Source organism: Pantoea sp. GM_Pan_4 (assembly GCF_026541005.1).
GTDB lineage: Bacteria > Pseudomonadota > Gammaproteobacteria > Enterobacterales > Enterobacteriaceae > Pantoea > Pantoea dispersa.
The window spans coordinates 36,282-61,976 of record NZ_JALNUZ010000004.1 but is presented as its reverse complement, the minus strand read 5'-3'; the positions used below and the strand labels follow the sequence as shown (position 1 = coordinate 61,976).

The 25,695-nt window shown below is 49.2% G+C and carries 19 protein-coding genes; all 19 read left to right on the top strand.

From position 1 onward, the window contains the following. Window positions 1–6 precede the first annotated feature (6 nt). The 19 genes from wzc (at window position 7) to OXR61_RS11365 (ending at window position 25,587) form a co-directional block, all read left to right on the top strand. The gene (wzc, locus tag OXR61_RS11455) at window positions 7–2,184 is read left to right on the top strand and encodes a tyrosine-protein kinase Wzc (protein WP_021509327.1); all 2,178 of its coding nucleotides are present in this window, start codon (window positions 7–9) and stop codon (window positions 2,182–2,184) included. Between the two features lie 395 nt (window positions 2,185–2,579). After that, on the top strand, window positions 2,580–3,497 hold the full coding sequence (locus OXR61_RS11450; protein WP_021509328.1) for a glycosyltransferase family 2 protein: 918 nt from the start codon (window positions 2,580–2,582) through the stop codon (window positions 3,495–3,497). Between the two features lie 70 nt (window positions 3,498–3,567). Continuing rightward, entirely contained in the window at window positions 3,568–4,320 is a 753-nt protein-coding gene (locus OXR61_RS11445) for a glycosyltransferase family 2 protein (RefSeq protein ID WP_021509329.1), read from the top strand. Between the two features lie 155 nt (window positions 4,321–4,475). Then, window positions 4,476–5,510 (top strand): glycosyltransferase, encoded by a 1,035-nt coding sequence (locus OXR61_RS11440; RefSeq protein ID WP_021509330.1) that lies wholly within the window; start codon window positions 4,476–4,478, stop codon window positions 5,508–5,510. 69 nt (window positions 5,511–5,579) lie between these two features. Continuing rightward, window positions 5,580–7,790 (top strand): phage tailspike protein, encoded by a 2,211-nt coding sequence (locus tag OXR61_RS11435; protein WP_031280062.1) that lies wholly within the window; start codon window positions 5,580–5,582, stop codon window positions 7,788–7,790. A 309-nt stretch (window positions 7,791–8,099) separates the two neighbouring features. Beyond that, window positions 8,100–9,362: a colanic acid biosynthesis pyruvyl transferase WcaK gene (wcaK, locus tag OXR61_RS11430; RefSeq protein WP_021509332.1), complete on the top strand. Its 1,263-nt coding sequence runs from the start codon at window positions 8,100–8,102 to the stop codon at window positions 9,360–9,362. Window positions 9,363–9,365: 3 nt separating this feature from the next. Then, window positions 9,366–10,589, top strand: a complete 1,224-nt coding sequence (locus tag OXR61_RS11425; RefSeq protein ID WP_021509333.1) for a glycosyltransferase — start codon at window positions 9,366–9,368, stop codon at window positions 10,587–10,589. Further along, on the top strand, window positions 10,586–11,926 hold the full coding sequence (locus OXR61_RS11420) for an MOP flippase family protein (protein WP_021509334.1): 1,341 nt from the start codon (window positions 10,586–10,588) through the stop codon (window positions 11,924–11,926). Before OXR61_RS11425 ends, OXR61_RS11420 begins: the two co-directional genes overlap by 4 nt. Before the next feature lie 525 nt (window positions 11,927–12,451). Further along, complete coding sequence (galF, locus tag OXR61_RS11415; protein WP_021509335.1) at window positions 12,452–13,348, top strand: UTP--glucose-1-phosphate uridylyltransferase GalF; 897 nt, start codon at window positions 12,452–12,454, stop codon at window positions 13,346–13,348. Window positions 13,349–13,393: 45 nt separating this feature from the next. Next, window positions 13,394–14,407 carry a UDP-glucose 4-epimerase GalE gene (gene galE / locus OXR61_RS11410; protein WP_021509336.1) on the top strand — a complete coding sequence of 338 codons (1,014 nt, stop codon included), beginning with the start codon at window positions 13,394–13,396 and terminating at the stop codon, window positions 14,405–14,407. Window positions 14,408–14,926: 519 nt separating this feature from the next. Further along, a complete protein-coding gene (rfbB, locus tag OXR61_RS11405) occupies window positions 14,927–16,006 on the top strand; it encodes a dTDP-glucose 4,6-dehydratase (RefSeq protein ID WP_021509337.1) in 1,080 nt (359 codons plus the stop codon). After that, window positions 16,006–16,893, top strand: coding sequence for a dTDP-4-dehydrorhamnose reductase (gene rfbD / locus OXR61_RS11400; protein ID WP_031280063.1), 888 nt, complete (start codon window positions 16,006–16,008; stop codon window positions 16,891–16,893). The genes rfbB and rfbD overlap by 1 nt, the downstream gene beginning before the upstream one ends. A 37-nt stretch (window positions 16,894–16,930) precedes the next feature. Continuing rightward, the gene (rfbA, locus tag OXR61_RS11395; RefSeq protein ID WP_031280064.1) at window positions 16,931–17,812 is read left to right on the top strand and encodes a glucose-1-phosphate thymidylyltransferase RfbA; all 882 of its coding nucleotides are present in this window, start codon (window positions 16,931–16,933) and stop codon (window positions 17,810–17,812) included. Beyond that, window positions 17,812–18,360, top strand: coding sequence for a dTDP-4-dehydrorhamnose 3,5-epimerase (gene rfbC, locus OXR61_RS11390; RefSeq protein ID WP_021509340.1), 549 nt, complete (start codon window positions 17,812–17,814; stop codon window positions 18,358–18,360). Before rfbA ends, rfbC begins: the two co-directional genes overlap by 1 nt. Window positions 18,361–18,370: 10 nt before the next feature. Further along, window positions 18,371–19,291 carry a glycosyltransferase family 2 protein gene (locus OXR61_RS11385; protein WP_031280065.1) on the top strand — a complete coding sequence of 307 codons (921 nt, stop codon included), beginning with the start codon at window positions 18,371–18,373 and terminating at the stop codon, window positions 19,289–19,291. A gap of 15 nt (window positions 19,292–19,306) precedes the next feature. Continuing rightward, window positions 19,307–20,155 (top strand): ABC transporter permease, encoded by an 849-nt coding sequence (locus OXR61_RS11380; RefSeq protein WP_071813643.1) that lies wholly within the window; start codon window positions 19,307–19,309, stop codon window positions 20,153–20,155. Continuing rightward, entirely contained in the window at window positions 20,145–21,515 is a 1,371-nt protein-coding gene (locus tag OXR61_RS11375) for an ABC transporter ATP-binding protein (RefSeq protein ID WP_071813645.1), read from the top strand. The genes OXR61_RS11380 and OXR61_RS11375 overlap by 11 nt, the downstream gene beginning before the upstream one ends. Next, a complete protein-coding gene (locus OXR61_RS11370; protein ID WP_071813647.1) occupies window positions 21,505–23,403 on the top strand; it encodes a class I SAM-dependent methyltransferase in 1,899 nt (632 codons plus the stop codon). Before OXR61_RS11375 ends, OXR61_RS11370 begins: the two co-directional genes overlap by 11 nt. Before the next feature lie 36 nt (window positions 23,404–23,439). Beyond that, window positions 23,440–25,587, top strand: a complete 2,148-nt coding sequence (locus tag OXR61_RS11365) for a glycoside hydrolase family 99-like domain-containing protein (RefSeq protein ID WP_155519930.1) — start codon at window positions 23,440–23,442, stop codon at window positions 25,585–25,587. Window positions 25,588–25,695 lie beyond the last annotated feature (108 nt).

Sequence of the window (25,695 nt, the reverse complement as noted above, 5' to 3'; positions counted from 1 at the left end):
ATATCCATGAATATCAAAAACAAGGTTATGACTGCGCCAAAAGAAGATTCGAATGGATGGGATCTGGCGCATCTTGTGGGACAGCTGATCGATCATCGCTGGATCATCGTGGCGGTCACCGCTTTCTTTATGCTGATGGCAACGCTCTACACACTGTTTGCTACGCCAATCTATAGCGCGGACGCTATGGTGCAGGTGGAGCAGAAAAACACCGCCTCGGTGCTGAACGAATTACAGGATGTGATTCCGACCACGCCAGCATCAGACACCGAGATTCAGATCATCGAATCCCGCATGGTGATTGGTAAAACCGTTAACGACCTCGGTCTGGACACGGTCATTCAGCAAAACTACTTCCCGGTGATCGGTAAAGGTCTGTCGCGCCTGATGGGCAACAAGCCGGCGCAGATTGCCATTTCACGCCTGGAAATTCCGCGCAGCATTGACAAACGTACCGTTGAGCTGGAAGTCACCGGTCCGCAGACCTATACCGTGAGCAAAGACGGCGACGAGCTGTTCAAAGGCCGCGTGGGTCAGCTGGAGCAGCACGGCGACGTCACCATGCTGGTTAGCGGCATTCAGGCTGACGAAGGCACCAGCTTCAGCGTCACCAAGCTGAGCGACCTGCAGGCGATTAAAACCGTGTTGGGCGCGCTGACCGTCGCCGATAAAGGCAAAACCACCGGCGTGCTGGGCCTGGAGTTCCAGGATGAAGATCAGGAGCAGGCGAGCCGCGTGCTGAACCAGATCGTCAACAACTATCTGCTGCAGAACGTTGAGCGTAAGTCTGAGCAGGCGGAGAAGAGCCTCGAATTCCTGCGCACCCAGCTGCCTAACGTGCGTGCCAAACTGGATGATGCGGAAGACAAGCTGAACACCTTCCGTCGTCAGAACGAGTCGGTCGACATGTCGCTGGAAGCCAAATCGGCGCTCGACTCGTCCGTTAGCGTCCAGAGCCAGCTGAACGAGCTGACCTTCCGTGAAGCCGAAGTTTCCCAGCTGTTCACCAAAGACCACCCGACCTACCGCGCGCTGCTGGAAAAACGCAAAACGCTGGAAGCGGAACAGGCGCAGCTGAACAAGAAAATCTCGGCCATGCCGCAGACCCAGCAGGAGATTCTGCGTCTGACGCGTGATGTGCAGGCCGGTCAGGAAATCTACATGCAGCTGCTGAATCGTCAGCAGGAACTGGGCATCAGCAAGGCCAGCACCGTGGGTGATGTGCGCATCATCGACCGTGCCGAAACCAGCACCAGCCCGGTGGCACCAAAGAAACTGCTGATTATTGTCGCGGGCCTGATTGTTGGTCTGATGCTGTCGGTTGGTCTGGTGCTGCTGAAAGCGCTGTTCCACCACGGTATCGACAATCCGGAGCAGCTGGAAGAGCTGGGCATGAACGTCTATGCCAGCGTACCGCTCTCCGAGTGGCAGCGTAAGAAAGACACCGAAGCGCTGGCGCGACGCGGCAGCAAAGAGAAGTCGGATCCGCACAACACGCTGCTGGCGCTGGGTAACCCGACTGACCTCTCCATCGAAGCGATTCGTAGCCTGCGCACCAGCCTGCACTTCGCCATGATGGAAGCGAAAAACAACATCCTGATGATCACCGGTGCCAGCCCGGGTATTGGTAAAACCTTTATCTGTGCCAACCTGGCGACGCTGGTATCCAAAGCAGGTCAGCGCGTGCTGTTCATCGATGGTGATATGCGTCGCGGCTATACCCACGAGCTGCTGGGTGCGGACAACAAGACCGGCCTGTCTAACGTACTGTCAGGCAAGAGCGAGTTCTCGCCGGCGATGATTCAGAAGGGCGTGTACGGTTTTGACTTCCTGCCGCGCGGTCAGGTGCCACCGAACCCGTCTGAGCTGCTGATGCATCGTCGCATGCAGGAGCTGCTGGACTGGGCAAGCAAGAACTATGACCTGGTGCTGATCGATACGCCGCCGATTCTGGCTGTGACCGACGCTTCCATCATCGGTAAGCTGGCCGGTACCTCGCTGATGGTGGCGCGTTTCGAAACCAACACCACCAAAGAGCTGGATGTCAGCTACAAGCGCTTCGCCCAGAACGGTATCGAGATTAAAGGCGTCATCCTCAACGCCGTGGTCCGTAAAGCGTCGAATGCCTATGGTTATGGCTACGACTATTACAACTACGAATACGGCAAAGAGAGCAAAAGCTAAGCACTATCGGGGGCGGATTTTCCGCCCCTTTTTATGGCGCGTCTCTGGCTAAGCGCCATGCCTTGTGCCTCTGCAAAACATACGGATACACCGCAGAGTATTGTAGCGGCGCGATTTATCGCGCAATAAATTGCGCCGCTACGGAACGTGCGGTGATTAAACGCATAAAACTGCGGCGGTGAAATTGATACCGCGAACATAATAACGATTTTTTCGGTGCGTTTTGCACCACCCAACATACACACAGCACAATCTTAGGTATTTCCGTGACGGTACGAAAAGTCTTATTGAAAAAGAATACTAACGGCATGATTTTTCAGAACAAAGCCGATTCCTTTCTACAGGCCGCTCGCGTTACCGTTGAATCTGGAACAGCTGTTTAAGAGGTGCTGGCAATGCAGGACATCCGCTTCTCAATTGTAATTCCCGCTTATAACGCGTCGAAATCGATTGTCACGACGCTGGATTGCGTCAAAGCGCAAACCTATCGCAACTTTGAAGTCATCATCGTGGATGACAAATCCGCCGATGCCGCGGAACTGGCGCAGGTGGTGCGCGGCGAGCGCTATCAGGATCTGGACATCAAACTGGAGCTGTCTGAGGTCAAACTCAACGGCGCCGGCGCGCGCAACAAAGGTATTGAACTGGCGCAGGGCGACTTCATCAGCTTCCTCGATGCCGACGATGAGTGGCACGCGGACAAGCTGCTGGAAGTGTGCGATACCATCCGCAAGCTGGAAGCGCAGGGTAAATCGCACTATGTCATCTTCAGCCAGGTCAATATTCATCAGGACGGCAGCTTTCTCAAAGTGATGCCGATGCAGCCGCCGGGTAAAAACGAGACCGTGGCGGAGTACCTGTTTGGCTGTTACGGCTTTATCCAGACCAGTACCATCGTGCTGAAACGCGAAGATGCCGCCAGAATCCAGTTTGATGCGCGCTATATTCGCCATCAGGATTATGACTTCTGCATCCGCGCCGACCGCATGGGCTATGAATTTGTGATGATCGCCAAACCGCTGGCGACCTACCATCTGGTGACCAAATTTGGTTCCAAACACAAAGGCGAGTCGGTGAAGTACTCCTTCTTCTGGCTCGACACCATGAAGCCGCACCTGACGGCGCGCGATATCCATACCTACAAAGCGTTCAAGCTGCCGCTGCGCTACAAAATGGATGGCAATTCGCTGCTGGCCAGCGTCAGTTTTGCGCGCTACTTCTTCCTCACCAACCGTGATAACCGCGCCTACTTCATCAATCGCCTGGTCGATAAGCTGAAGTCGCGCTTTACGGGGCGAAGAGCGGTTTCCTGATCGATTTACAACTTTCACTTGCTCCCGCAGCGGGAGCATTTTTTCGGTTCCTGACACTCCGGGTATACAAATGACAAATCATGTTGGCACCATCGGTATCGTGATGCCGATGTACAACGCGCGCAACACCGTGCTGCGTGCGGTTGAGTCGATCGTGAATCAGACCTACAGCGACTGGCATCTCTACCTGGTCAATGATAAATCCACCGATGATTCACTCGCTTTTGTGCGCGAGCACTGCCGAGACGCGCGCATCACTATCCTCAGCAACGAGGTCAACCTCGGCGCGGCGGAAACGCGCAACGTGGGCCTGCGCGCGGCCAAAGAGGAGATCATTGCGTTTCTCGACAGCGATGACGAATGGCACGCGGAGAAACTGGCCGAGCAGGCCGCGGCGCTGGCCGCCGGTGACGACTTCGTCATCACCCATTATCACTACAAAACCAAAACCGCCGATCACGACATCAACTACCACAAACCTTATCTGCAGCAGGAAAACTTCGTGAAGAAGCAGTATCGCGTCTGCTTCTCCTCGGTGTGTTTCCGACGTCCGCCACAGGGCATCTTCTTCCAGCGTAAAGGCCATGAAGACTTCCTGTTCCTCTATGAGCTGTTCCTCCGCTACAAACAAGCCCGGGTGATCCAGAAGACGCTGGTCAACTACTACGAGCTGGGCGATTCGCTGTCGCGTAACAAAAATAAAGCGGCGAAATGGCACCTCGAATTATTAAGAATTATCTATAAAAACAATCCTTTAAAAATCTATTACTATTACGGCTGGTATATGGTGAATGGGGTTCTTTTCACCCTTAAACATCGCTAAGACCCTGTGTCCTTCGCGCTGCCGCTACGTTGGCTGCGCACGTCCATCCCGGTCACTTACTTGAGTAAGCTCCCGGGAATGAACGCACTTGCCGCCTTGCGGCAACGCAAATGACTTGGGTCTGGATTTGAGCAATTTGAGGTGAAAAGTATCAGATGAAAAAGATTGTTTTGGTTATTAAGGATGCCTACTCCTACGCAGGCACGGAGAATATCTGCAACTTCATGTCGGAGTGCCTCGGTGAAGAGCATGCCGTTACCATTTACTCGCTGGAAGGGCACGGCAAAACCTTTTACCCGTTTGAGCGGGTGAAAGAGATTGTCAGCTTCGAAGGCCACAGCAACCCGATTAAAAGTGCCGTGGCGCGCATCCATCAGGAGGGCTTCGACAGCGTATTCCTGATCAGTATGGGGCGCCTGAGCGTGATGTTTGCCTTCTGGAACCTGATGGCAATGAAGAAAAAAACCTTCAAAGCCTACGCCTGCGAGCACATCGCTATCAACTCGTTCAGCAAGCCGATCAAACTGCTGAAGTGGCTGCTGCTGCGCTACTACGACCAGGTGATCGTGCTGACTGACAAAGACCATCAGGTCTTCACCCGCTGGCATATCCCCAGCCAGCAAATTCCTAATCCGGTGGTGTACAAATCCTGGCAGCGCGAGACGCGCAGCCGTCAGGCGCTGGCGGTAGGCCGCCTCGATAACCAAAAGGGCTTTGACCTGCTGCTGGATATCTGGGCCGACTTCAGCAAAAAACACCCGGAGTGGAAGCTGGTGATCGCCGGTGACGGCGAACTGCGCCAGCAGCTGCACGATCAGGCTGCGGCGCTGGGCATCACCGGCAGCGTTAACTTTGTCGGCAAAGTCAGCAATATCAATGATTACTACCGCGACAGCGACATGGCGCTGATGACGTCACGTTATGAAGGACTGCCGCTGGTACTGCTGGAAGCCAAATCCTGGTCGCTGCCGGTGGTGGCCTATGACTGTCCGACCGGACCGCAGGAGATCATCAATCACGGCGAAGATGGCTTCCTGGTGCCAATGAACGACAAAGCCACTTTCCTGGCGCGCATGGAGCAGCTGGCCAGCGACGATCGCCTGTTCTTTGCCATGAGCGAAAAGACCAAAGAGACGGCGCTGAAGTTTGACGGTAATCAGATCAAACAGAGCTGGCTGGCGCTGGTGTAACCACTTTTATCGTGCCTCGGGGATACCTTTTCGGCCGCCATGCGGCCCCATGACCACGGGATTGTTAGCATGAAAAGAAGAGAAGTCTTGCAAACTGCAGCCTCCTCCATTGTTGCCGCGCTGTCGGTGAGCGCGTTTTCCAGTTACGCCGCCAAAAGTGGTCAGCCGGCGCTGAAAGCGGTTGATGCCTCCAGCGTCCCGCCGGGCGATGTGCCGATTCTGACGCCGGAAAATGTCTATACCATGCCACCGCAGTTCTGGCAGAACTTTGAGGGCAAACTGTGGATTGGCGCAGCAGGCAAAGATGCCAGCCAGGCCGGCAACCAGATTCCGGTGTATCTGCGCGACGCCAGCGGTAAGGTTTCCCAGGTGAGCCAGCCAATTGCACTCAATAAAGGCAACTTTGCCCAGTTTATTCACGATAATGCCGCGTTAATCGCCAATCCCGCGCACTCGATGGTGGTGGAAGATAACCAGGGCAATACGCTGTTTTCCATCAGCGACGTGTCGCGCCCGAACGCCAGCAACTTCAGCCAGCGCCTGGCGCAGCCGAACGGCTATCAGCTGATCGGCGAAATCCCGTCGGTGGAAGAGCTGCGTAAAACCCGACCGCTGTTTGCCGGAGCGAAAATCAAGCTGAAGAGCTGGCACGAAGGGCTGGAAGTGGGCGGCGGCGAGTTCGTCGGCGTGTATGGCGAAGGCGAAGATGATGGCGGCGTGATTTTCAGCGGCAACGGGTTCTACTGGCGCCGCGTGGTGGAAGATTTCAACCGCCTGACGCTGTTTGACTTCGGCGCCATCGCCGACGGCAAAACCGATACGGCACCGGCGATCAAAGCCATGTATCAGTGGTCGCTTAAGGCTAACCAGCAGATCTGCGTGCAGTTTCCGGCAGGCACCTTCTTCGTGACCGGCTGTGACTTTGGCGATCAACAGCAGCGCTTCTTCCGCATTTCCGGCGCGATGGTTAACTTCGGCTATTTCCCGGCGACCACGCTGGTATCTGACGGTCGTTCCGAATTCCTGTTCCAGGTGAATGCGCGCTGGACCGAAATCTCCAACCTGATCTTCAACGGTCAGAACGACAAGCGGCCAAACAAACAGGGGCTGTTCCGCAACACCTGTCCGGGCGGCCAGTTCTTCCGCGGTGCCTGCCTGCGCTTCAACCGCGTCGGCGGCACCTCGATCAGCCTGCTGGATACGCTGGACTGCAAAATCGACCAGTGGTACGCCGACACCTGTACCGGTGACGTGATCAAAGCCAGCTGGTCCGGACAGAAGCAGGGTGCATGGGACCACAGTACGGCGATTGAGCTGTCGAACTTCAACGCCCAGCGCTGTACCGGCGGCATGGTGCTCAACCTGCCGCGCTGCAGCCAGTCGATCATTCATAACGGCTGGATTGAGCACAGCGAGCACCCCGGCGACATCTCGAACGGCCAGTGGATTATTGATGCGCTGAGCCTGGAAGATTGCAAAAACCCGCTGAACGCGCGCAATTCCCGTCTCAACATGCGCCAGACCAATCTGCAGTCTGGCAGCTGGATCGATAACTCGCTGGAAGGCGAGCGCTGGCTGAACATCTGGGAGATGGGCTCAACGCGGGTAGAGTCTTACGGCGTGGCCATCGACGGCAGCCTGAAATACAACTACATCACATCGCGTTTCCGTCTGACCAACAACACCAATCAGGCCACCTGGTTCGAGCTGGGGAATTTTTACTCGCCAACCGTGGGTGACAGCTGGGAGATCGAGCTGTTTGGTCAGTCGCAGTTCAGCAACGGCAGCGACAAGCAGCCGCTGCTCGATGTGATGGGCGGTAAACAGACCGGCGGTCGCGCGGTGATTCATCTGCAGCGCAAAACCAGCAAGGCGGAAGCCAGCTGGTCCGCGGAAGGCAGTTCGCCGGTGCTGGAGGTGCGCGTCGATGCGCGCAGCGATACCGATAGCAAAGTGTTCGTCAAACTGGCGGGCTGGACGCCGACGGCGGTGGTGCTGATTAAGAGCACCGCCAAAGACCGGTTCCTCACCGGCCGCTGTGCGCGCGTTGACGCCACCATGGCGCAGGGCAGTCCGACCAGCGGCAGCCAGCCGGCCCCGCAGCGGTTTAGTCTGCACAACGGTAAAGCCGGCATCGGCGGCAACGAGCAGGGCGATTTGCTGCTGGCGTCGCGCGCGCTGAAGCCCGAAGAGGTAGATACGCGCCAGCCGAAGGGGTTTGTTTCAGTGGTGATCAACGGCGAGCAGGTGGCGCTGCCGTATTTTGCGCTGAAGTCGTGAGGATTTAACGCAGGTAACGGTGCAATTTATCGCGGAGGCCACAGCGGCAGCGAGCCGGGCCGGGCAAAGCGCAATAAATTGCGCCGCTACGGTTTGTGCAGAGGAGAGTTCTGCACTGACCCTTTGCACAGTCTGTAGCGGCGCGATTTATCGCGCATGTAACACCTGTCGCAGGTATCAATTACGTCACAACAGGTAGTCGTTAATTTCGGGCCGCTGGCCCATTAGCAGTTTTTTCTTACAGAGTTCACTTAGCCAGTATGGAACTGGCGGCTTGTAAAAAATTACAAAAATTTATCTGGAGTTTTTATGAAGATTTTATTGGTGGGTAACCATACCTGTGGAAATCGTGGGGATGGCGCGATTTTACGTGGACTGATTGATTCATTGCAGGCCGCGCGTGGGGATCTGGATATCGATGTCATCAGCCGCTATCCAACCAGCTCCGGATATTTACTGCAGCAGCACATCCAGCAGGATTCGCTGTTTCTGCACAACAGTAAGGCGCCAAAAGGGCTGGTCAGCAGCCTGAAGCGCAAAGTCGCCAACCGTCTGATGCCGGACATCATGATGGCGCACCTTGGCAAAGGTGGCGTATATAAATCCTTCTCGGTGCCGCCGCATCTGGCGGAATTCACCCGCAGCCTGGCGAAATATGACGCCATCATTCAGGTCGGCGGCTCGTTCTTCGTCGATCTGTACGGCGTCACTCAATTCGATCACGCGCTGTGCGCGCTGATGGCGAAGAAGCCGCTGCACATGATCGGTCACTCGGTAGGCCCGTTCGAAAACCCGCGCGTTAATGCGCTGGCAAACTTTGTTTTTGACCGCGTCGACAGCCTGGTGCTGCGCGAAGAGGTCAGCCTCGATCGCCTGAAGCAGGATGGCGTGACCACCAGCCGGGTGAAGAAGGGCGTGGACACCGCGTTCCTGGTGCAGGCGCGCCAGGTGGAAAATCCGAGCCACAACCTGCTGCACTGGCAGAACATCATTCAGTCGCGCAAAACCATCGCTATCACAGTGCGTGAGCTGGCACCGTTCGACAAACGTCTTGGCGTCACGCAGAAAGAGTACGAAGCCGCGTTTGGCCGGGTGATCAACGCCATGATCGCCGAAGGTTATCAGGTGGTGGCGTTCTCCACCTGCACCGGCATCGACAGCTATGCCAAAGATGACCGTATGGTGGCGCTGACGCTGCGCGACCACGTTGAGCAGCCGGAGCACTACCATGTGATCATGGACGAGTTCAACGACCTGGAACTCGGCATCCTGCTCAGCCACTGCCATCTCACCATCGGCACGCGCCTGCACTCGGCAATCATCTCCATGAACTTTGGCACACCAGCCGTGGCCATCAACTACGAGCACAAATCGCTCGGCGTGATGAACCAGCTGGGGCTGCCGCAGATGGCCACCGACGTGCAGAGCCTGATGGACGGCTCGCTGATCGACAAAGTGCAGACGGTGCTGGCGGACTACGACAACGTGAAGCAAAAAGTGAACACCGCGGTGGCGCAGGAGCGTGAAATCGGCAACCGCATCACCGAAGAAATTCTCAACGTCCTGGGGTAAGTGATGAAGCTAACCTTTTTCACCATGCGTTTTCCGGTTGCCTCTGAGACGTTTGTCCTCAATCAGGTGACGCATTTCATCGATGCCGGCTATGACGTCGAGATCATCTCGGTGTTTCCGGGCGACATGATCAACCGTCATGCCGCGTTCGATGAGTACAATCTGGCGGCGAAAACCCACTATCTGCTGCCGGAAGAGAAGGTATCAAACCTCGACAAACTGACTCAGCGCATCGGGCTGATGCTGCCGAAAATCGCCAAACCGGCGCTGCTGAAGTCGCTTAACGTTGGCCGCTACGGTGCGCAGGCGAAAAAACTGCTGCTGCCAGCCATTGTCGCCAATGCCCGCCAGACCTTTACCGCCGATGTGTTCCTGGTGCACTTCGGCTATGCCGGTGCGCTGGCGAATAAACTGCGCGAGCTGGGGGTACTGAAGGGCAAGCAGGCGACGGTGTTCCACGGTGCGGACATCTCGCGTCGCCACATTCTTGAAGAGCACAAACAGGATTACATCAACTTGTTCAGACAGAGCGAACTGATGCTGCCGATCAGCCATCTGTGGGAGAACAAGCTGATTGAGATGGGCTGTCCGCGCGAGAAAGTGCACGTCACGCGTATGGGCATCGAGCCGGAGAAGTTTAACTTCCAGCCGCGCGACGCGTTCCACAAACCGCTGCGCATCGTTTCGGTGGCGCGCCTGACCGAGAAAAAAGGGCTGGACGTGGCGGTGAAAGCCAGTGAAATTCTGCGCGATAACGGCGGTCAGTTCCAGTTCACCATCATTGGTAACGGCGAGCAGGACGGCATGATGCGCGAGCACGTCGCGCGTGCTGGCCTGGAAGACATGGTGACCATGCCGGGCTTCAAGCCGCAGGAGGAGATTCGTCAGGCGCTGAGCGAGGCTGACATCTTCCTGCTGCCGTCGAAAACCGCCGCCGATGGCGATATGGAAGGCATTCCGGTGGCGCTGATGGAAGCGATGGCGGTTGGCCTGCCAGTGGTGTCCACCTACCACAGCGGCATCCCGGAGCTGATTCAGAATAACGTCAGCGGCTGGCTGGTGTCGGAAAATGATGCCGATGAGCTGGCGGACACGCTGCTGCGCCTGTCGCGCGGCGACGTTGACGTTGCACCGGTGGTGGCCGCAGCGCGCCATAAGGTGGAAACCGAGTTCAATCAGCACATCGCTTACGGTGAGCTGGCGAAAATTCTGGAGCGCATGGTTTGAGTGGATTAAAAAAACAGGCGGTGTGGCTGTTTGGCAGCACCTGCTTTGCCGCGCTGCTGCAGGTGCTGCAGCTGGCGGTGCTGGCGCGCAAGCTGGAAGCGCACGAGCTGGGTTTGCTGGCGATCATCAACGCCATTCTGGCGGTAGCTACTGTGCTGCAGGACATGGGCATGAGCAGCTATATCGTGCATCGTCAGGAGATTACACGTCGTGAGCAGAGCACCATTTACTGGGTTAACGTCTCGCTGAGCTTCTGTACCGGTCTGATCATGCTGGCCATCGCCTGGCCGGTGGCGTGGTTCTACCATCTGCCGGAGCTGACGGCGCTGATTATGCTGACCAGCCTCAACTTCCTCGTGCTCGGTCACCTGTCGCAGTATCAGGCGCACTATGTCAAAACCAAACGCATGGTGACGCTGGCGAAGATTGAGATGGGCACCAAGCTGTTTGCCTTCCTGTGTACGGTGGCGATGCTCTATTTCACCTCCCTGACGGTAGCGGCGGCGATTCTCGGGCTGTTCATCAACGCCTTCACGCGCATTCTCTGCATGATCTACTTTGGCGAGAAGTCGTGGCGGCCAACGTGGGAGTTCGACGGCAAAACCTTTGTCAGCGCGGTGCGTTACGGTATCTATCAGCTGGGTTCACAGACCATTAACCAGCTGCGTACTCAGGCTGATGCGCTGATCGTCGGTAAAGTGATGGGTGCCGAGATGCTGGGGATTTACTCACTGGCGAAAGAGCTGATTCTGCAGCCGCTGAAGCTGGTGTCGCCGGTGATTAACCGCCTGGCGCTGCCGCGCTTCGCCGAGAAGCAGCACGATCCCGAGCAGCTGAAAAAACTGTTCCTTAAGGGCACCTTCGTCATCATGCTGTTCAGCAGCGCGATGTACCTGGCGATTGGTATTCTCTCTCCGGTGATTGTGCGTGTGCTGTATGGCGCTTCGCACGAGCAGGTGTATCACCTGATCCCGCTGATGCTGCTGTTCGGTATGCTGCGCCCGATGGGCGGCCTGACCGGCGCGATCTCCCAGGCGAACGGACGCACCAACGTCGAGTTCTACTGGAATATCGTCGCCAGCCTGGTGGTGGTGGTGGTGCTGGCCACTACGTGGATCTGGCCGAACGTGATTTACGTGGCGCTGACGCTGTCGATTTCACAGGTGCTGATCTCCGCCTTCGCGCATCCGTTCTTCATCAAACCGGTGATTGGCATCCGCTTTATGCCGTATGCGCGCCAGTGGGTGTCGGTGTCGGTGGTGTTTGTCGGCCTGATGCTGCTGGTGAATCATTTCAACTTGTTCGTGATGCCCGAGTGGTTTGAGGGCTGGCTGTAAGCGGTGATGACGGGAGTGGTCGTTGGCAATGACAGCACGTTTTTCAGTTAAGCTCTGAAACCGTTCAGCAACCGTTGCACTTTTGGTAGCGGCGCAATTTATTGCGCGATAAATCGCGCCGCTACGAATTTTATGCGATTTGTATGTGCTGTTACTGAACGGCATTACGCCATTTTGCGACCAAACCCTGACGCCACCGGTCAAAACAACATCCTTAATCGCCGCCAGCTTTTTCCGCTGCAACACCACACCTTCGACCCAATGATGTTTCCGCAACGCCGGTCTAAACGCTCAACAATCACTGGCCTCACCGGTCATCGCCCTGCACTCTGCCTTCCACTGTTTTTCAGCCATTTAGCCACTTTTTTTTCCCGACTCATTGCCGGATGGCAGATGGACTTTTTGACGATTTTTTATGTGTTGACAGAGAGTTAGTGCCGGTTTTTCAGATAAAGATTATACTTGCTCAACCGGCCGATCCTGCATAATCGACCCCACGTATTCACTTCATGAAATGGAATAAATATGACCAAGCTTAAAGCAGTAATCCCGGTTGCGGGTCTCGGTATGCATATGCTCCCTGCGACTAAAGCCATTCCGAAAGAGATGCTGCCTATCGTCGATAAACCAATGATTCAGTACATTGTCGACGAGTGCGTGGCGGCGGGCATCAAGGAGATTGTGCTGGTCACCCATGCTTCCAAAAATGCAGTGGAAAACCACTTCGATACCACCTACGAGCTGGAAGCGTTGCTAGAAGCGCGCGTGAAACGCCAGCTGCTGAGCGAAGTGCAGTCAATCTGCCCGCCGGGCGTGACTATCATGAACGTGCGTCAGGCGAACCCGTTGGGTCTTGGCCACTCGGTACTGTGTGCCCGTCCGATGATTGGCGACAACCCATTTGTGGTGGTCCTGCCAGACGTGCTGCTGGATGACTCCACCGCTGACCACCTGCGTTACAACCTTGCCGCGATGGTGGCACGCTTCGAAGAGACCGGCCGCAGCCAGGTTCTGGCGAAACACATGCCGGGCGAAGACCTGTCTGAGTATGGCGTGCTGACCACCGAGCAGCCGCTGGATAACCCGGGTGATATCAGCACCATCACCAACTTCGTGGAAAAACCTGAGCATCCGTCCGAGCTGAACTCAGACCTGACCGCCGTGGGCCGTTACGTGCTTTCTGCGGATATCTGGGGTGAACTGGAGCGCACGGAGCCAGGTGCCTGGGGCCGTATCCAGCTGACCGATGCCATCGCCTCTCTGAGCCAGAAAAAACCGGTTGATGCCCAGCTGCTAACCGGCACCAGCTTCGACTGCGGTCGTAAACTCGGCTACATGCAGGCCTTCGTCTCTTATGGTCTGCGCAACAACACCCAGGGCCGCGATTTCCGCGAAGCAATCCAAAAAATTCTGGCAAAATAATCTCTTTCCCCGCCGCGCAGGTTGCGCGGTTTTAAAGGAGTACACATGGCTATTTTGGTAACGGGCGGAGCAGGGTACATCGGCTCCCATACGGTGCTGGCGCTGTTAGAGCGCGGCGACGACGTTGTAGTCCTGGATAACCTTTGCAATGCCTCGCGCGAAGCAATCAATCGCGTTGAGAAGCTGGCCGGTAAGAAAGTGGTCTTCGTTGAAGGCGACATCCGCGACCGCGCCTGCCTGCGCGATCTGTTTGCCAGCAATGACATCTCAGCCGTCATCCACTTCGCCGCGCTGAAAGCGGTGGGCGAATCCACGCGCATGCCGCTGGAATATTACGAGAACAATGTCGCCGGGACCGTGGTGCTGCTGGAAGAGATGCGCGCCGCCGGCGTGTGGAACTTTATCTTCAGCTCATCCGCCACCGTATATGGCGCTGACGCACCGGTTCCGTACGTCGAAACGACGCCGATTGGTGGCACCACCAGTCCGTACGGCACCTCCAAGCTGATGATTGAGTTCGTGATGCGCGACTTCGCCAAAGCCGAGCCGAACTTCAAAGCCATCGCGCTGCGCTACTTCAACCCGGTCGGCGCGCACGAATCCGGTGAGATTGGCGAAGACCCAACCGGTATTCCGAACAACCTGCTGCCGTACATTGCGCAGGTGGCGATTGGGCGTCTGGACAAGCTGGGCGTGTTTGGCGATGACTACGCGACGCCAGATGGCACCTGCCAGCGCGACTACATTCACGTCGTCGACCTGGCGGAAGGGCACCTGAAAGCGCTGGATCACCTGCCAAAAGTTGAAGGTTACAAAGCTTACAACCTCGGCGGCGGCAAAGGCTTCTCAGTATTGGAGATGATCAAGGCATTTGAGCAGGCGTCCGGTAAACAGATTCCGTTCGAGTTCAAACCGCGCCGCGACGGCGATCTGCCAGCGTTCTGGGCGGATGCCAGCCTGGCCAACAAAGAACTCGACTGGCGCGTCACGCGCGGTATTGATGCGATGATGCGCGATACCTGGAACTGGCAGTCGAAGAACCCGAATGGCTTTAAGTGATTAAGCAGGTAATGAGTAAAAACCCGGCATATGCCGGGTTTTTTTATGGGCAAATAATTTACTTTGGTGTTTTTTTGTTCAGGCATTCATTTGCGGGATGCAGAAAAATCCTAATCAGCGCCAGACCAATGCATCAAGTTCACAACTCATCATATTGATTTAGTGAAACCCCGCTGCAGCCTTTCATTCTGCGAATCGCCAGCTATATTCTTTCCGACTCAGTAGCTTGCAGTTAACCGCAACGATGAAAAGAAATTAAGATTCGCCGCGCCGGCATCAGACAATAACCATGTTAATTCGGCAGCACAAAATGTATTATTTGCGATGGTCTCAGACAAAGCGGTTGATGCTGCAATATTGACCATAATTAGCCGAGACGGAAAGCACAGGATTGACTTGTTACACAGCATATTGGTTGCTGCAAGCCAAGGGCGGTAGCGTGGTCCGTTTCTGGTGCATCATTAAATTTCTACGCTGGCCGGGGCTCTTCGGTCGCAATGTCAGGAATAGCTCAACGTCATGAAGATTTTAATTACGGGTGGTGCAGGTTTTATCGGATCAGCTGTGGTGCGTCACATCATTGAGGCAACGCAGGATGAAGTCGTTAATGTTGATAAGCTCACCTATGCGGGCAATCTCGAATCATTGAAAATGATTAGCAATGATTCACGATACACCTTCTGCCATGTTGATATCTGTGACGGGAGCGCGCTTGCAAAAGTGCTAACCGAACATCAGCCAGATGCTGTGATGCATCTGGCTGCCGAAAGCCATGTTGATCGTTCAATCACCGGGCCGGCAGAATTTGTACAGACCAATGTAGTAGGGACATACACCTTACTGGAAGCGAGCCGTCAGTACTGGATGAACCTGCCAGATGCTCGCAAAAATGCATTTCGTTTCCATCACATTTCAACGGATGAGGTCTATGGTGATCTGCCACATCCTGATGAAGCTTCCGGTGAGTTACCGCTATTCACTGAAACCACACCTTATGCGCCTAGCAGCCCGTATTCTTCGACCAAAGCCGCCAGCGACCATCTGGTTCGCGCCTGGGGCCGCACTTACGGCTTGCCTGTTGTCGTAACCAACTGCTCCAATAACTACGGCCCATACCATTTCCCGGAAAAACTCATTCCGTTAATTATTAGCAACGCGTTGGAAGGTAAGCCTCTGCCGATTTACGGTAAAGGTGACCAAATCCGTGATTGGTTGTACGTAGAAGATCATGCACGAGCGCTGTATACCGTAGTTAGTAAGGCGAAGGTCGGTACCACGTACAACATTGGCGGACACAACGAAAAACAGAATCTTGAAGTGGTACATAAGGTCTGCGAGTTGCTGGATGAATTGCGCCCGAAAAACACGCCTTATGCCCAGCAGATTACTTATGTCGCTGATCGCCCCGGCCACGATCGCCGTTACGCTATCGATGCGTCTAAGATCGAACGTGATTTGGGCTGGAAACCACAAGAGAGTTTTGAAACGGGCCTACGTAAAACCGTTCAGTGGTATCTGGACAATGAGGAATGGGTTGAGCACGTAAAAAGCGGCGCATATCAAAACTGGATTGAACAAAACTACGAGAAACGTAGCTAATGAAGATTTTGCTATTAGGTAAGAATGGTCAGGTAGGCTGGGAACTTCAGCGCGCTCTGGCTCCGCTGGGTGAAGTCGTTGCGCTGGATCGCCATTCAACTCATTACTGTGGTGATCTGACAAATCCGGAAGGCATGGCAAAAACGGTTCGGGATGTCAAACCTGACGTCATCGTGAATGCTGCAGCCTACACCGCCGTAGATAAGGCGGAGAGTGACTTGTACAACGCGGAGTTAATTAATGCCGTCAGTGTAGAGGCGCTGGCATGTGCTGCGCGCGATGTAAACGCTTTGCTGGTTCATTACTCCACTGATTATGTATTCGACGGAAGCGGTGAGCGCCCATGGAATGAAGACGATGTTACTTCGCCTCTCAACGCCTACGGTAGAACCAAGCGTCAGGGTGAAGAGGCGATTATTGCTCATGCGCCTCACTATCTTATCTTTCGTACCAGTTGGGTTTACGCAGCAAAAGGCAACAATTTTGCCAAAACCATGATCCGTCTGGCACAGGAACGAGATGCGCTATCCGTGATTAACGATCAATTTGGCGCACCCACCGGCGCCGAGTTGATCGCTGACTGCACGGTGCATGCCATAAAAGCAACGTTGGCACAGCCAGAAAAAGCAGGCCTCTATAACCTGATTGCCTCAGGCGTTACGACCTGGCATGCTTATGCAGAATTGGTTATTGGGTATGTCCGTGAGAAGGGCCTGCCACTTAAGGTCGCTGCAATCAATACTGTGGATACCGCTGCGTTTCCAACCCCCGCTAAGCGTCCATCTAACTCCAGACTCAATACTGAAAAACTGACCACCGCATTTGGATTAACACTGCCGGAATGGCAACAAGGTGTTATTCGTATGTTGGATGAGCTGTATAGCTGAGTCATGTTCGGTCTTGCAAAATTCAAAGGGTAACGTTGTGAAAAGTAAAAAAGGAATAATTCTGGCAGGCGGATCTGGAACGCGCCTTTATCCGGTCACTATGGCAGTGAGTAAGCAACTTCTGCCAATCTATGACAAGCCAATGATCTACTACCCACTGAGCACACTGATGTTAGCGGGAATTCGCAATATTCTAATTATCAGTACTCCGCAAGATACGCCGCGTTTTGAAAGCCTTTTGGGTGATGGATCTCAATGGGGCCTGAACCTTCAATACATCGTCCAGGAAAGCCCGGATGGTTTGGCCCAGGCGTTTATTCTGGGCGAAGAATTCATTGGTGAAGATAACTGCGCATTGATTCTTGGCGATAACATCTTTTACGGTCATGATCTGTACAAACAGCTTGAAGACGCATCCAACAAAGAGAAGGGTGCGACGGTATTCGCCTATCATGTGCATGATCCTGAGCGTTATGGCGTGGTTGAGTTCGATAAATCCGGTAAAGCCATCTCGCTGGTGGAAAAGCCTACCGAGCCGAAAAGCAACTATGCCGTGACTGGCTTATATTTCTATGACAACAGCGTGGTTGAACTGGCGAAGAATCTTAAACCTTCTCCGCGCGGCGAACTTGAAATCACCGACATCAATAATCTCTACCTGGAAAAAGGCGAGCTGTCTGTTTCTATTATGGGACGTGGTCATGCTTGGTTAGATACTGGCACCCATCAGAGTTTGATTGAAGCGAATAACTTCATCCAAACTATCGAGACCCGGCAGGGTTTGAAAGTGGCTTGCCCGGAAGAGATTGCTTATCGCATGGGCTTCATTGATGCCGAAAAGTTGAAAGAGCTGGCGCAACCGCTGCTGAAAAATGATTATGGCAAATATCTGATGGCATTATATAACGGAAAACTATAATGAAAATTATTGATACTAAAATTCCTGATGTGAAAATTATTGAGCCGAAAGTTTTTGGCGATGAGCGTGGCTATTTCTACGAAAGCTTTAATCAGGATATTTTTAACAAATCTGTAGGAAGAAAAATAGAGTTTGTGCAGGACAACCACTCTATGTCCAAAAAAGGTGTGTTACGAGGCTTACATTATCAACTTGATCCGCATGCCCAAGGCAAGTTAGTTCGTTGCGTTGAAGGTGAAGTATTTGATGTTGCAGTCGATATACGAAAATCTTCTGTGACTTTTGGTCAATGGGTCGGGGTTCATCTAAGTGCGGAAAATCACCTTCAGCTATGGATTCCAGAGGGGTTTGCTCATGGATTCGTGACATTAAGCGAACGAGTACAGTTTGTTTATAAAACGACTAACTATTATGCTCCACAATCTGAAAGAAGTATCATTTGGAATGATCCTGAAATTGGCATCGAATGGCCGAAATTAGATTCATATACATTATCTAGTAAAGATGAAGTAGGGTTAAATCTTAGCAGCGCTGAGCTTTTTAAATGATATGAGACATATGAAAAAAGTTGCCATACTTCTTTGCACTTATAATGGAAGTCAATACTTAAAAAAACAAATTGATTCTATTGTTTCTCAAACTGTCACTGATTGGGTAATATTTGCATCAGATGATGGTTCAACTGATGATACTTTAAAAATTCTTGAAGAATATCAAATTAAATTGGGTAGTGATAAGTTTTTTATTGTCAAAGGTCCAGGCAAAGGATTTGCCTGGAATTTCATCTCACTTCTTGAAACCAGTGGTGATGGATTTGGTTACTACGCTTTTTGTGATCAGGATGATGAGTGGATGCCAGAAAAGTTGGCTACGGGAATTATATCCTTAAATGAATATTCTCCCGATTCGCCTTCTGTATATTGTAGTAGAACTCAATTAGTTGATGAGAACAATAACGACATTGGTATGTCACCTCTTTTTGAAAAACCTCCCTCATTCAGGAATGCTTTAATTCAAAGTATAGCGGGGGGAAATACCATGATGTTAAATCTTCAAGCTCGCAATTTGATTATAAAAACTCCTCACTACGAAAAGATTATTTCGCACGACTGGTGGGTATATATCATTATTACAGCCGTTGGTGGAAAGATTTATTATGATCCTGTCCCTAATATAAGATACCGACAGCATACAGGTAATATTGTCGGGTCTAATCTGGGTTGGCTAGCGCGATTGAAGCGCGTTGCAGGATTGCTAGACGGACATTTTAAAACATGGATAGACGCAAATATTACCGCATTGAAGAAGTTGAACTTGGAATTAACTTCAGAAAACATAAATGTTTTAAATGATTTTGAAATGGCCAGAACTAGCAGGCTGTATAAGAGGATCAAAATCTTTCTTAGATTGGGATTGTATCGTCAGACTTATTTGGGAACGCTAGGTTTATTTGTGGCGATTCTCTTAAACAAGTTGTGATTTAAGAAACGACTCATGAAAGGTGAAATTTTGCAGCAGCAAAAAAAACATGGCACATCTTTATTTTCGTTATGTAAAAATACATATCAAAATCGCAATATCATTTTTGAAATGACAAAAAGAGATATTGTAAGCAGATACAAAGGTTCTGTAATGGGGTTGATGTGGTCATTTATCAATCCTATATTTATGCTGGCAGTTTATACTATTGTTTTTTCAGAAGTATTCAATGCTAGATGGGGGGGGGGTAGTGCCAATGAGTCAAAAACTCAATTTGCGATTATCCTTTTTGCAGGTTTAATTGTTCATGGGATATTCAGCGAAGTATTAACCAAGTCCCCAGTTCTGATATTAAACAATGCAAATTATGTTAAGAAGGTAGTGTTTCCTTTAGAATCATTCCCAATTATAGCATTGTTTTCGGCCTGTTTTCAGGCAATAATTAATACTGTTGTTTTACTATTGGCATTTATGCTAGCAAATGGGTTTATACATTGGACAATTGTTCTAATTCCAGTTGTATTTATACCACTAATGATTTTGACTCTCGCACTTAGTTATATAATATCGTCTTTAGGCGTTTTTTTGCGAGATTTGGGGCAGTTTATAACTTTAGTTGTTACTGTTGTATTATTCCTTTCTCCAGTGTTCTATCCTCTGTCGGCAGTACCTGCAAAATATCAGTCAATAATATTGTTAAACCCTCTGACGTTTATCATTGAACAAACAAGGGAAGTAATTATTTGGGGACATATACCTAATCTAACGGGATTACTCATCTATACGCTGATATCGCTACTGACTTTATGGTTTGGTTATTTTTGGTTCCAAAAAACACGTAAAGGGTTTGCTGATGTTATCTAAAGAAAATGCGCTTGAAATTATTGATGTCAGTAAATGCTATCAGGTATATGACAATCCATTAAGAAGGCTTAAACAATTTATTGTCCCGAATTTGCAAAGTAGATTAGGGAAAGTGCCAAGAGTATATCATGAAGAGTTTTGGGCACTTCAGGATATCACTTTCAGCCTTCCAAAAGGAGAAACTGTAGGTATTGTCGGTCGAAATGGATCTGGTAAATCAACTTTACTTCAAATAATTGCTGGTACCTTATCTCCAACACAAGGAACTGTTAATGTTAGTGGGAGAGTCGCGGCTTTATTAGAGCTCGGTGCTGGTTTTAATGGTGACTTTACAGGTAAAGAAAATGTTTATCTAAATGGAGCACTTCTGGGATTAAGCAAAGAAGAAATCGACGAAAAGTTAGATGATATCCTATCTTTTGCTGATATCGGTCATTTCATAAATTCACCGGTTAAATCTTATTCCAGTGGAATGATGGTCCGTTTGGCATTTGCGGTACAAGCTCAAATTGATCCTGATGTTTTAATTGTAGATGAAGCATTGGCTGTTGGGGATGCTAAATTTCAATCTAAATGCTTTGCCAGATTAAGGCAGCTTAAAAATAATGGCACTTCAATTTTGTTTGTTTCTCATGCTACTGAGCAAATAATTACTCATTGTGATAAAGCTATTTTATTAAATGATGGTGTTATTGTTGATAATGGTGTTCCTAAAAAAATTATCAATCAATATCTTGATCTTCTGTTTGGAAAATCTTCTCCATCGAATCAAGAAAGAAAAAATGAAGACGAGCATGTTGAGCTTGCAAGTGAGCAAGAAAAAAAACAATCGGATATGTTTTCTGAGAGAGGCGGTTCTATTCTTTCGCTTAAAGTTGGTGGATTTGAGGGGAGGAGAAACTATAATGAAAATGAATATCGCTGGGGAGACAGAAAGGCCGAATTATTAGATTTTCATTTGGCCCAAGGCGATAAAGAATATCCAGTTACTGTAAATGAACTTGATAATCTGATCTTTCATTTCCTTGTAAGATTTAATGAGACTATTTTTAAACCCATCTTTGGTTTTGCGATAAAAACTAAGGATGGTGTTACCATATATAATACAAACTCTAAAATATTAGAATTGCCTCTAATTGAAGTGGCAGATCCTAATGAAACATACAGAATAAAAGTGGAAATACCTACAAAGCTATATCAAGGTGACTATTTTGTCTCAATTGGAATAGCAAGCTACGATACATCAGGAGAAGTTGTACCTCATGACCGTCGTTATGATTCAATTCATATTACTGTTGAACCAACTCCTCAATTTTTAGGGCTTGTAAACTTAGAGGCGAACATTTCCTGTGACAAATAATCAGATTAATGCAGTGCTTGAAGAAAATAGTTTTGTTTTTGATTCTGAACTCGGCATCTGGATTGAGAAAGAAAAAGAACATTTTAACTACAATGATGGTGATGTTCATGAAAATTATATTTTAGATGTCGTTAAAAATGCCAATGATTGTTCAGTCTTATCTAATGAATTGGCTAATCATATTATTGATTGGCCATCTCAGTACCATTTTACACCAAAACGTGCGAATCTATTGCGCCCTTTCAGCGAAAAATTTAAAGGTAAACGAGTACTTGAAATAGGATGTGGGTGTGGAGCAATTACTCGCTTTGTTGCTGAATGCGGAGCGGAATTAATCTCCGTTGAGGGAAGTAAAAGAAGGGCAGCAATAACTCGTCAGCGTTGTAAGGATTTAAATAATGTAACCGTAATTTGTTCATCAAGCCAAAACTTGCCTGATATTGGTGACTTTGATTATATTCTTCTAATCGGAGTATTAGAGTATGCTCAATGCTTCTTAGGTAATGACGGTCAAGCGATTTTACTTAAATCTTGTAAGTCCCGGCTGAAATCAACTGGTTCATTGTTTATTGCTATTGAAAACCAGTTAGGGCTTAAATATCTTGCTGGCGCTAATGAAGATCATCTGGGAATTCCAATGGTAGGTGTAAACGATGCCTATCATAAAGGCGGAGTAAGAACGTTTGGTAGAGATGAGTTAAAGAGTATCATCCAAGATTCTGGTTTCAAAAAAATTGAAGAGTTTCTTCCTTTTCCTGATTATAAACTTCCTTCATTATTGATTACACCTGTAGGACACGAGAAGTATAGCAACACTTTATATCCATTAATCAGTGAGACATGCTTTAAAGAAGCGCAACGCCCTAAGTCATACACTTTCTCTCTTGAACAGGCATCTAAACTGATTTGGAAAAATAATCTCGGGGCTGATTTATCGAATTCATTTTTAATGATTGTAACTGAGGAAGGAGAGCCGTTAAGTAGTGATAATTTATTGGCATGGTACTATTCAGATGTTAGATTGAATGGTCAAAATAAGAAAATCAGCTTCTCAATTGATGATGGTGATTTTCGAGCCAATTCTTTTGCATTGAATGGTGATGTCATTTCTTTTGATAAGTACTATCAAGGTGAAAGTTTATGGCTTAGTTTAGCTAAAATCACCAATAAACATGGTTGGTTATGTGAAGATGTCTTAAATTGGACCCTCAAATGGATTGATGTTATCTTGACGAGGTGTGGCGAGAAAAATAATATTCGGTGGGACTTGGAATTACCTGGAGTCTATCTGGATGCTACACCCTTCAACATTATATGTGGTGAAGCTGATAACTATATCTTCGATCTTGAACTTAATGCCGATAAACCTTTACTTCTTTCGCAGCTAGTTTTCAGAGGTGTGCATAATTCTCTTTTGCGTTTAACGTCAATCTCTCCGACAACTGATTTAGATGACTACAATATTTATAATTTAACTCGGCGAGTAGTTCTAAGTGTTTTTCCAGACATCAACAATTCTTTGTTCGAAAATTTACTGCTTGAAGAGATAGATTTGATTTCCAATGAGATCAATGTTGATAAGAATGATCTTAGGGAAAGATATATGAATTCTTACTTTACAGTCAGAAATTCATTGGATGATTTAACCAAAGAACTAGTCAATGCTTATAAGTTAAATGAAGATCTAAAGTTATCCAATGGTCATAATGACTTGTTGAAGGAAATAAATAATAAATTACAGGCACAATTAGATGAGCAAAGGGCTATAGATGCGGCTGTTCGCGAAGATTTAAAAAATAAAAGTGAGTACATAAAAGCGATTCATTCATCAAGAACATGGAAGTTAGTTGCTGCTTTTAAAAGAGTCTTGGGCGCTTTTAGAAATTAATTTATGTTTGTCATACTAGGATTAGAGGGTTAGGCATTGAAAATCTATCATTTTGCAAAGAGAATGCTATCTCAAGGTGAACATGATCTGTTGAAATACCGGATAAAACTTATCACAAAGATTATCAGGGAAGAGGGAGTTAAAGCAGCCTGTAAAAGAATCCGGGTTGCCTATGGGAATACGTCTAATCAAGTTAATTCCAATCTGCCAACGTTCCATTCTTTAAATAACCCAGATCAGTATCAAAATCGGAGCTCTCTTTTAGAAGCATGGCTTAAACATGACTATAAAAAAGCTTCTCTGAAAGTTAATGAACAGAGCCACTATGTTCCCAAAGCACTGGATAGTCTGGAAGGTACTGAGCTTCCTGTCAAACTAATTGCATATTACCTCCCCCAGTTCCATCCATTTAAGGAAAACAACGAATGGTGGGGGGAGGGATTTACTGAGTGGACAAATGTCACTAAGGCAAGGCCTCAATATATTGACCATCAACAGCCCAGGCTTCCTGGTGAATTGGGTTTTTATGATTTGCGCTTGCCAGAAGTTATGCGTCAACAAATCAGTTTGGCAAAGCAGTATGGTGTAGGGGGTTTTTGTTTCCATCATTACTGGTTTGGCGGAAAGCGCCTGATGGAAACGCCTGTCCAGAATTTATTGCAGGATAAAACGTTAGATATAGATTTTTGCTTATGCTGGGCTAATGAAAACTGGACGCGTCGCTGGGATGGTTTAGAAAACGATGTATTAATCGCTCAAAATCACTCTCCTGATGATGATATAGCCTTCTTAGATGACATTCTTCCTGCCCTCAAGGATGAACGTTACATAAAAGTTGATGGTAAGCCGGTATTAATATTATATCGCGCTGCGACATTACCGGATGCAAAAGAGACGGGTAAACGTTGGCGTGAGCATGCTGTTAAGAATGGACTGCCGGGACTATATTTAGTTGTGGTCAATGCATTTGAGGTTACTAGCCCAATCCCCTATGATTTTGATGCTATTGTTGAATTCCCACCACATCAAGTTGGTGCAAAAGATATTACCGATAGTGTCAAAGTTATAAATACCGATTTTAAAGGTCGGATTTATGATTATGAAGAATTGGCATTGCGCGCCGGGAACATCACTAACGAGAGTTTTCCTTACTTTAAAGCAGTTATGCCTTCGTGGGATAATGAAGCCAGAAAACCTGGTCAAGGTTTTTCTTTCTACAATGCAAAACCTGAACTCTATGCGAAATGGTTAGATTCTGCTATAAAAACGACAATGAAGCGCCGTCCAGAAGAGCGGTTGGTGTTTATTAACGCATGGAATGAATGGGCTGAAGGCGCTCATTTAGAACCTGACCGCCATAACGGCTATGCTTATCTGCATGCAACTGCCAATATACTAAGGAATTCATTATCTAAATATCAGTGTGATAACGAATTCATCGCGAAAATAAACCAAAATTTTAGGCCGGAGAATGACTCTGCCGTCATTCTGCATGCTTATTATGAAGATTTAGCGTGTGATTTGGTAGAAAGATATATAGCACAGCATAGCAGCTTGGTTGATCTTATTGTTACAATTAGAAGTGATGTTAGAGAATCAACGTTGAAGCATATTAAAGATAAATTCAACAACGTATTTTTCATTTTGGTCGATAATCGTGGCAGAGACATCAGACCTTTTATTAAAGCATTAAAAGTTGCTGAAGGATTAGGCTATAAATATATATGTAAGGTACATACTAAAAAGTCCCCACATCGTGTAGACGGTCAAAAGTGGAGAGAAAGCTTATTTGATGACCTTCTTTCCTCGCACGAACGTGTAGTTAGGATTATCAATGCATTTGAAAAATCATCTGATCTAGGTGTGATTGCGCCAGCGAACTCCATTACAGATTTGGCGGTACCCGAAATAAATCTGGGTAATCGCTATTGGCTCGACATACTCTTCAGTCGTATGCAGCAGCCTGAGTTATCAAAAGACTACAAGACTTCTTTCCCCGCCGGTTCAATGTTTTGGTTCAGAAAAGATGCGCTCGAACCATTATCTAATAACCTGATTGATGAAGATGAATTTGAACTTGAGGCAGGCCAACTTGACGGTACTTTAGCCCACAGTGTTGAAAGGGTCATCGGAGCAGTAGCTGCCAGCCAAAACTATCGACTCGTTGATACAACTGCGCTGTAAGTTTAAGGTACCAATGTTCGGTTAGAGTAATGATTTTCATACTCTTTTTCCTTACTCAATTTCTTAAATGCAAGCACTTGTTTCAAGGGTATTTTGGTATGTGAATTC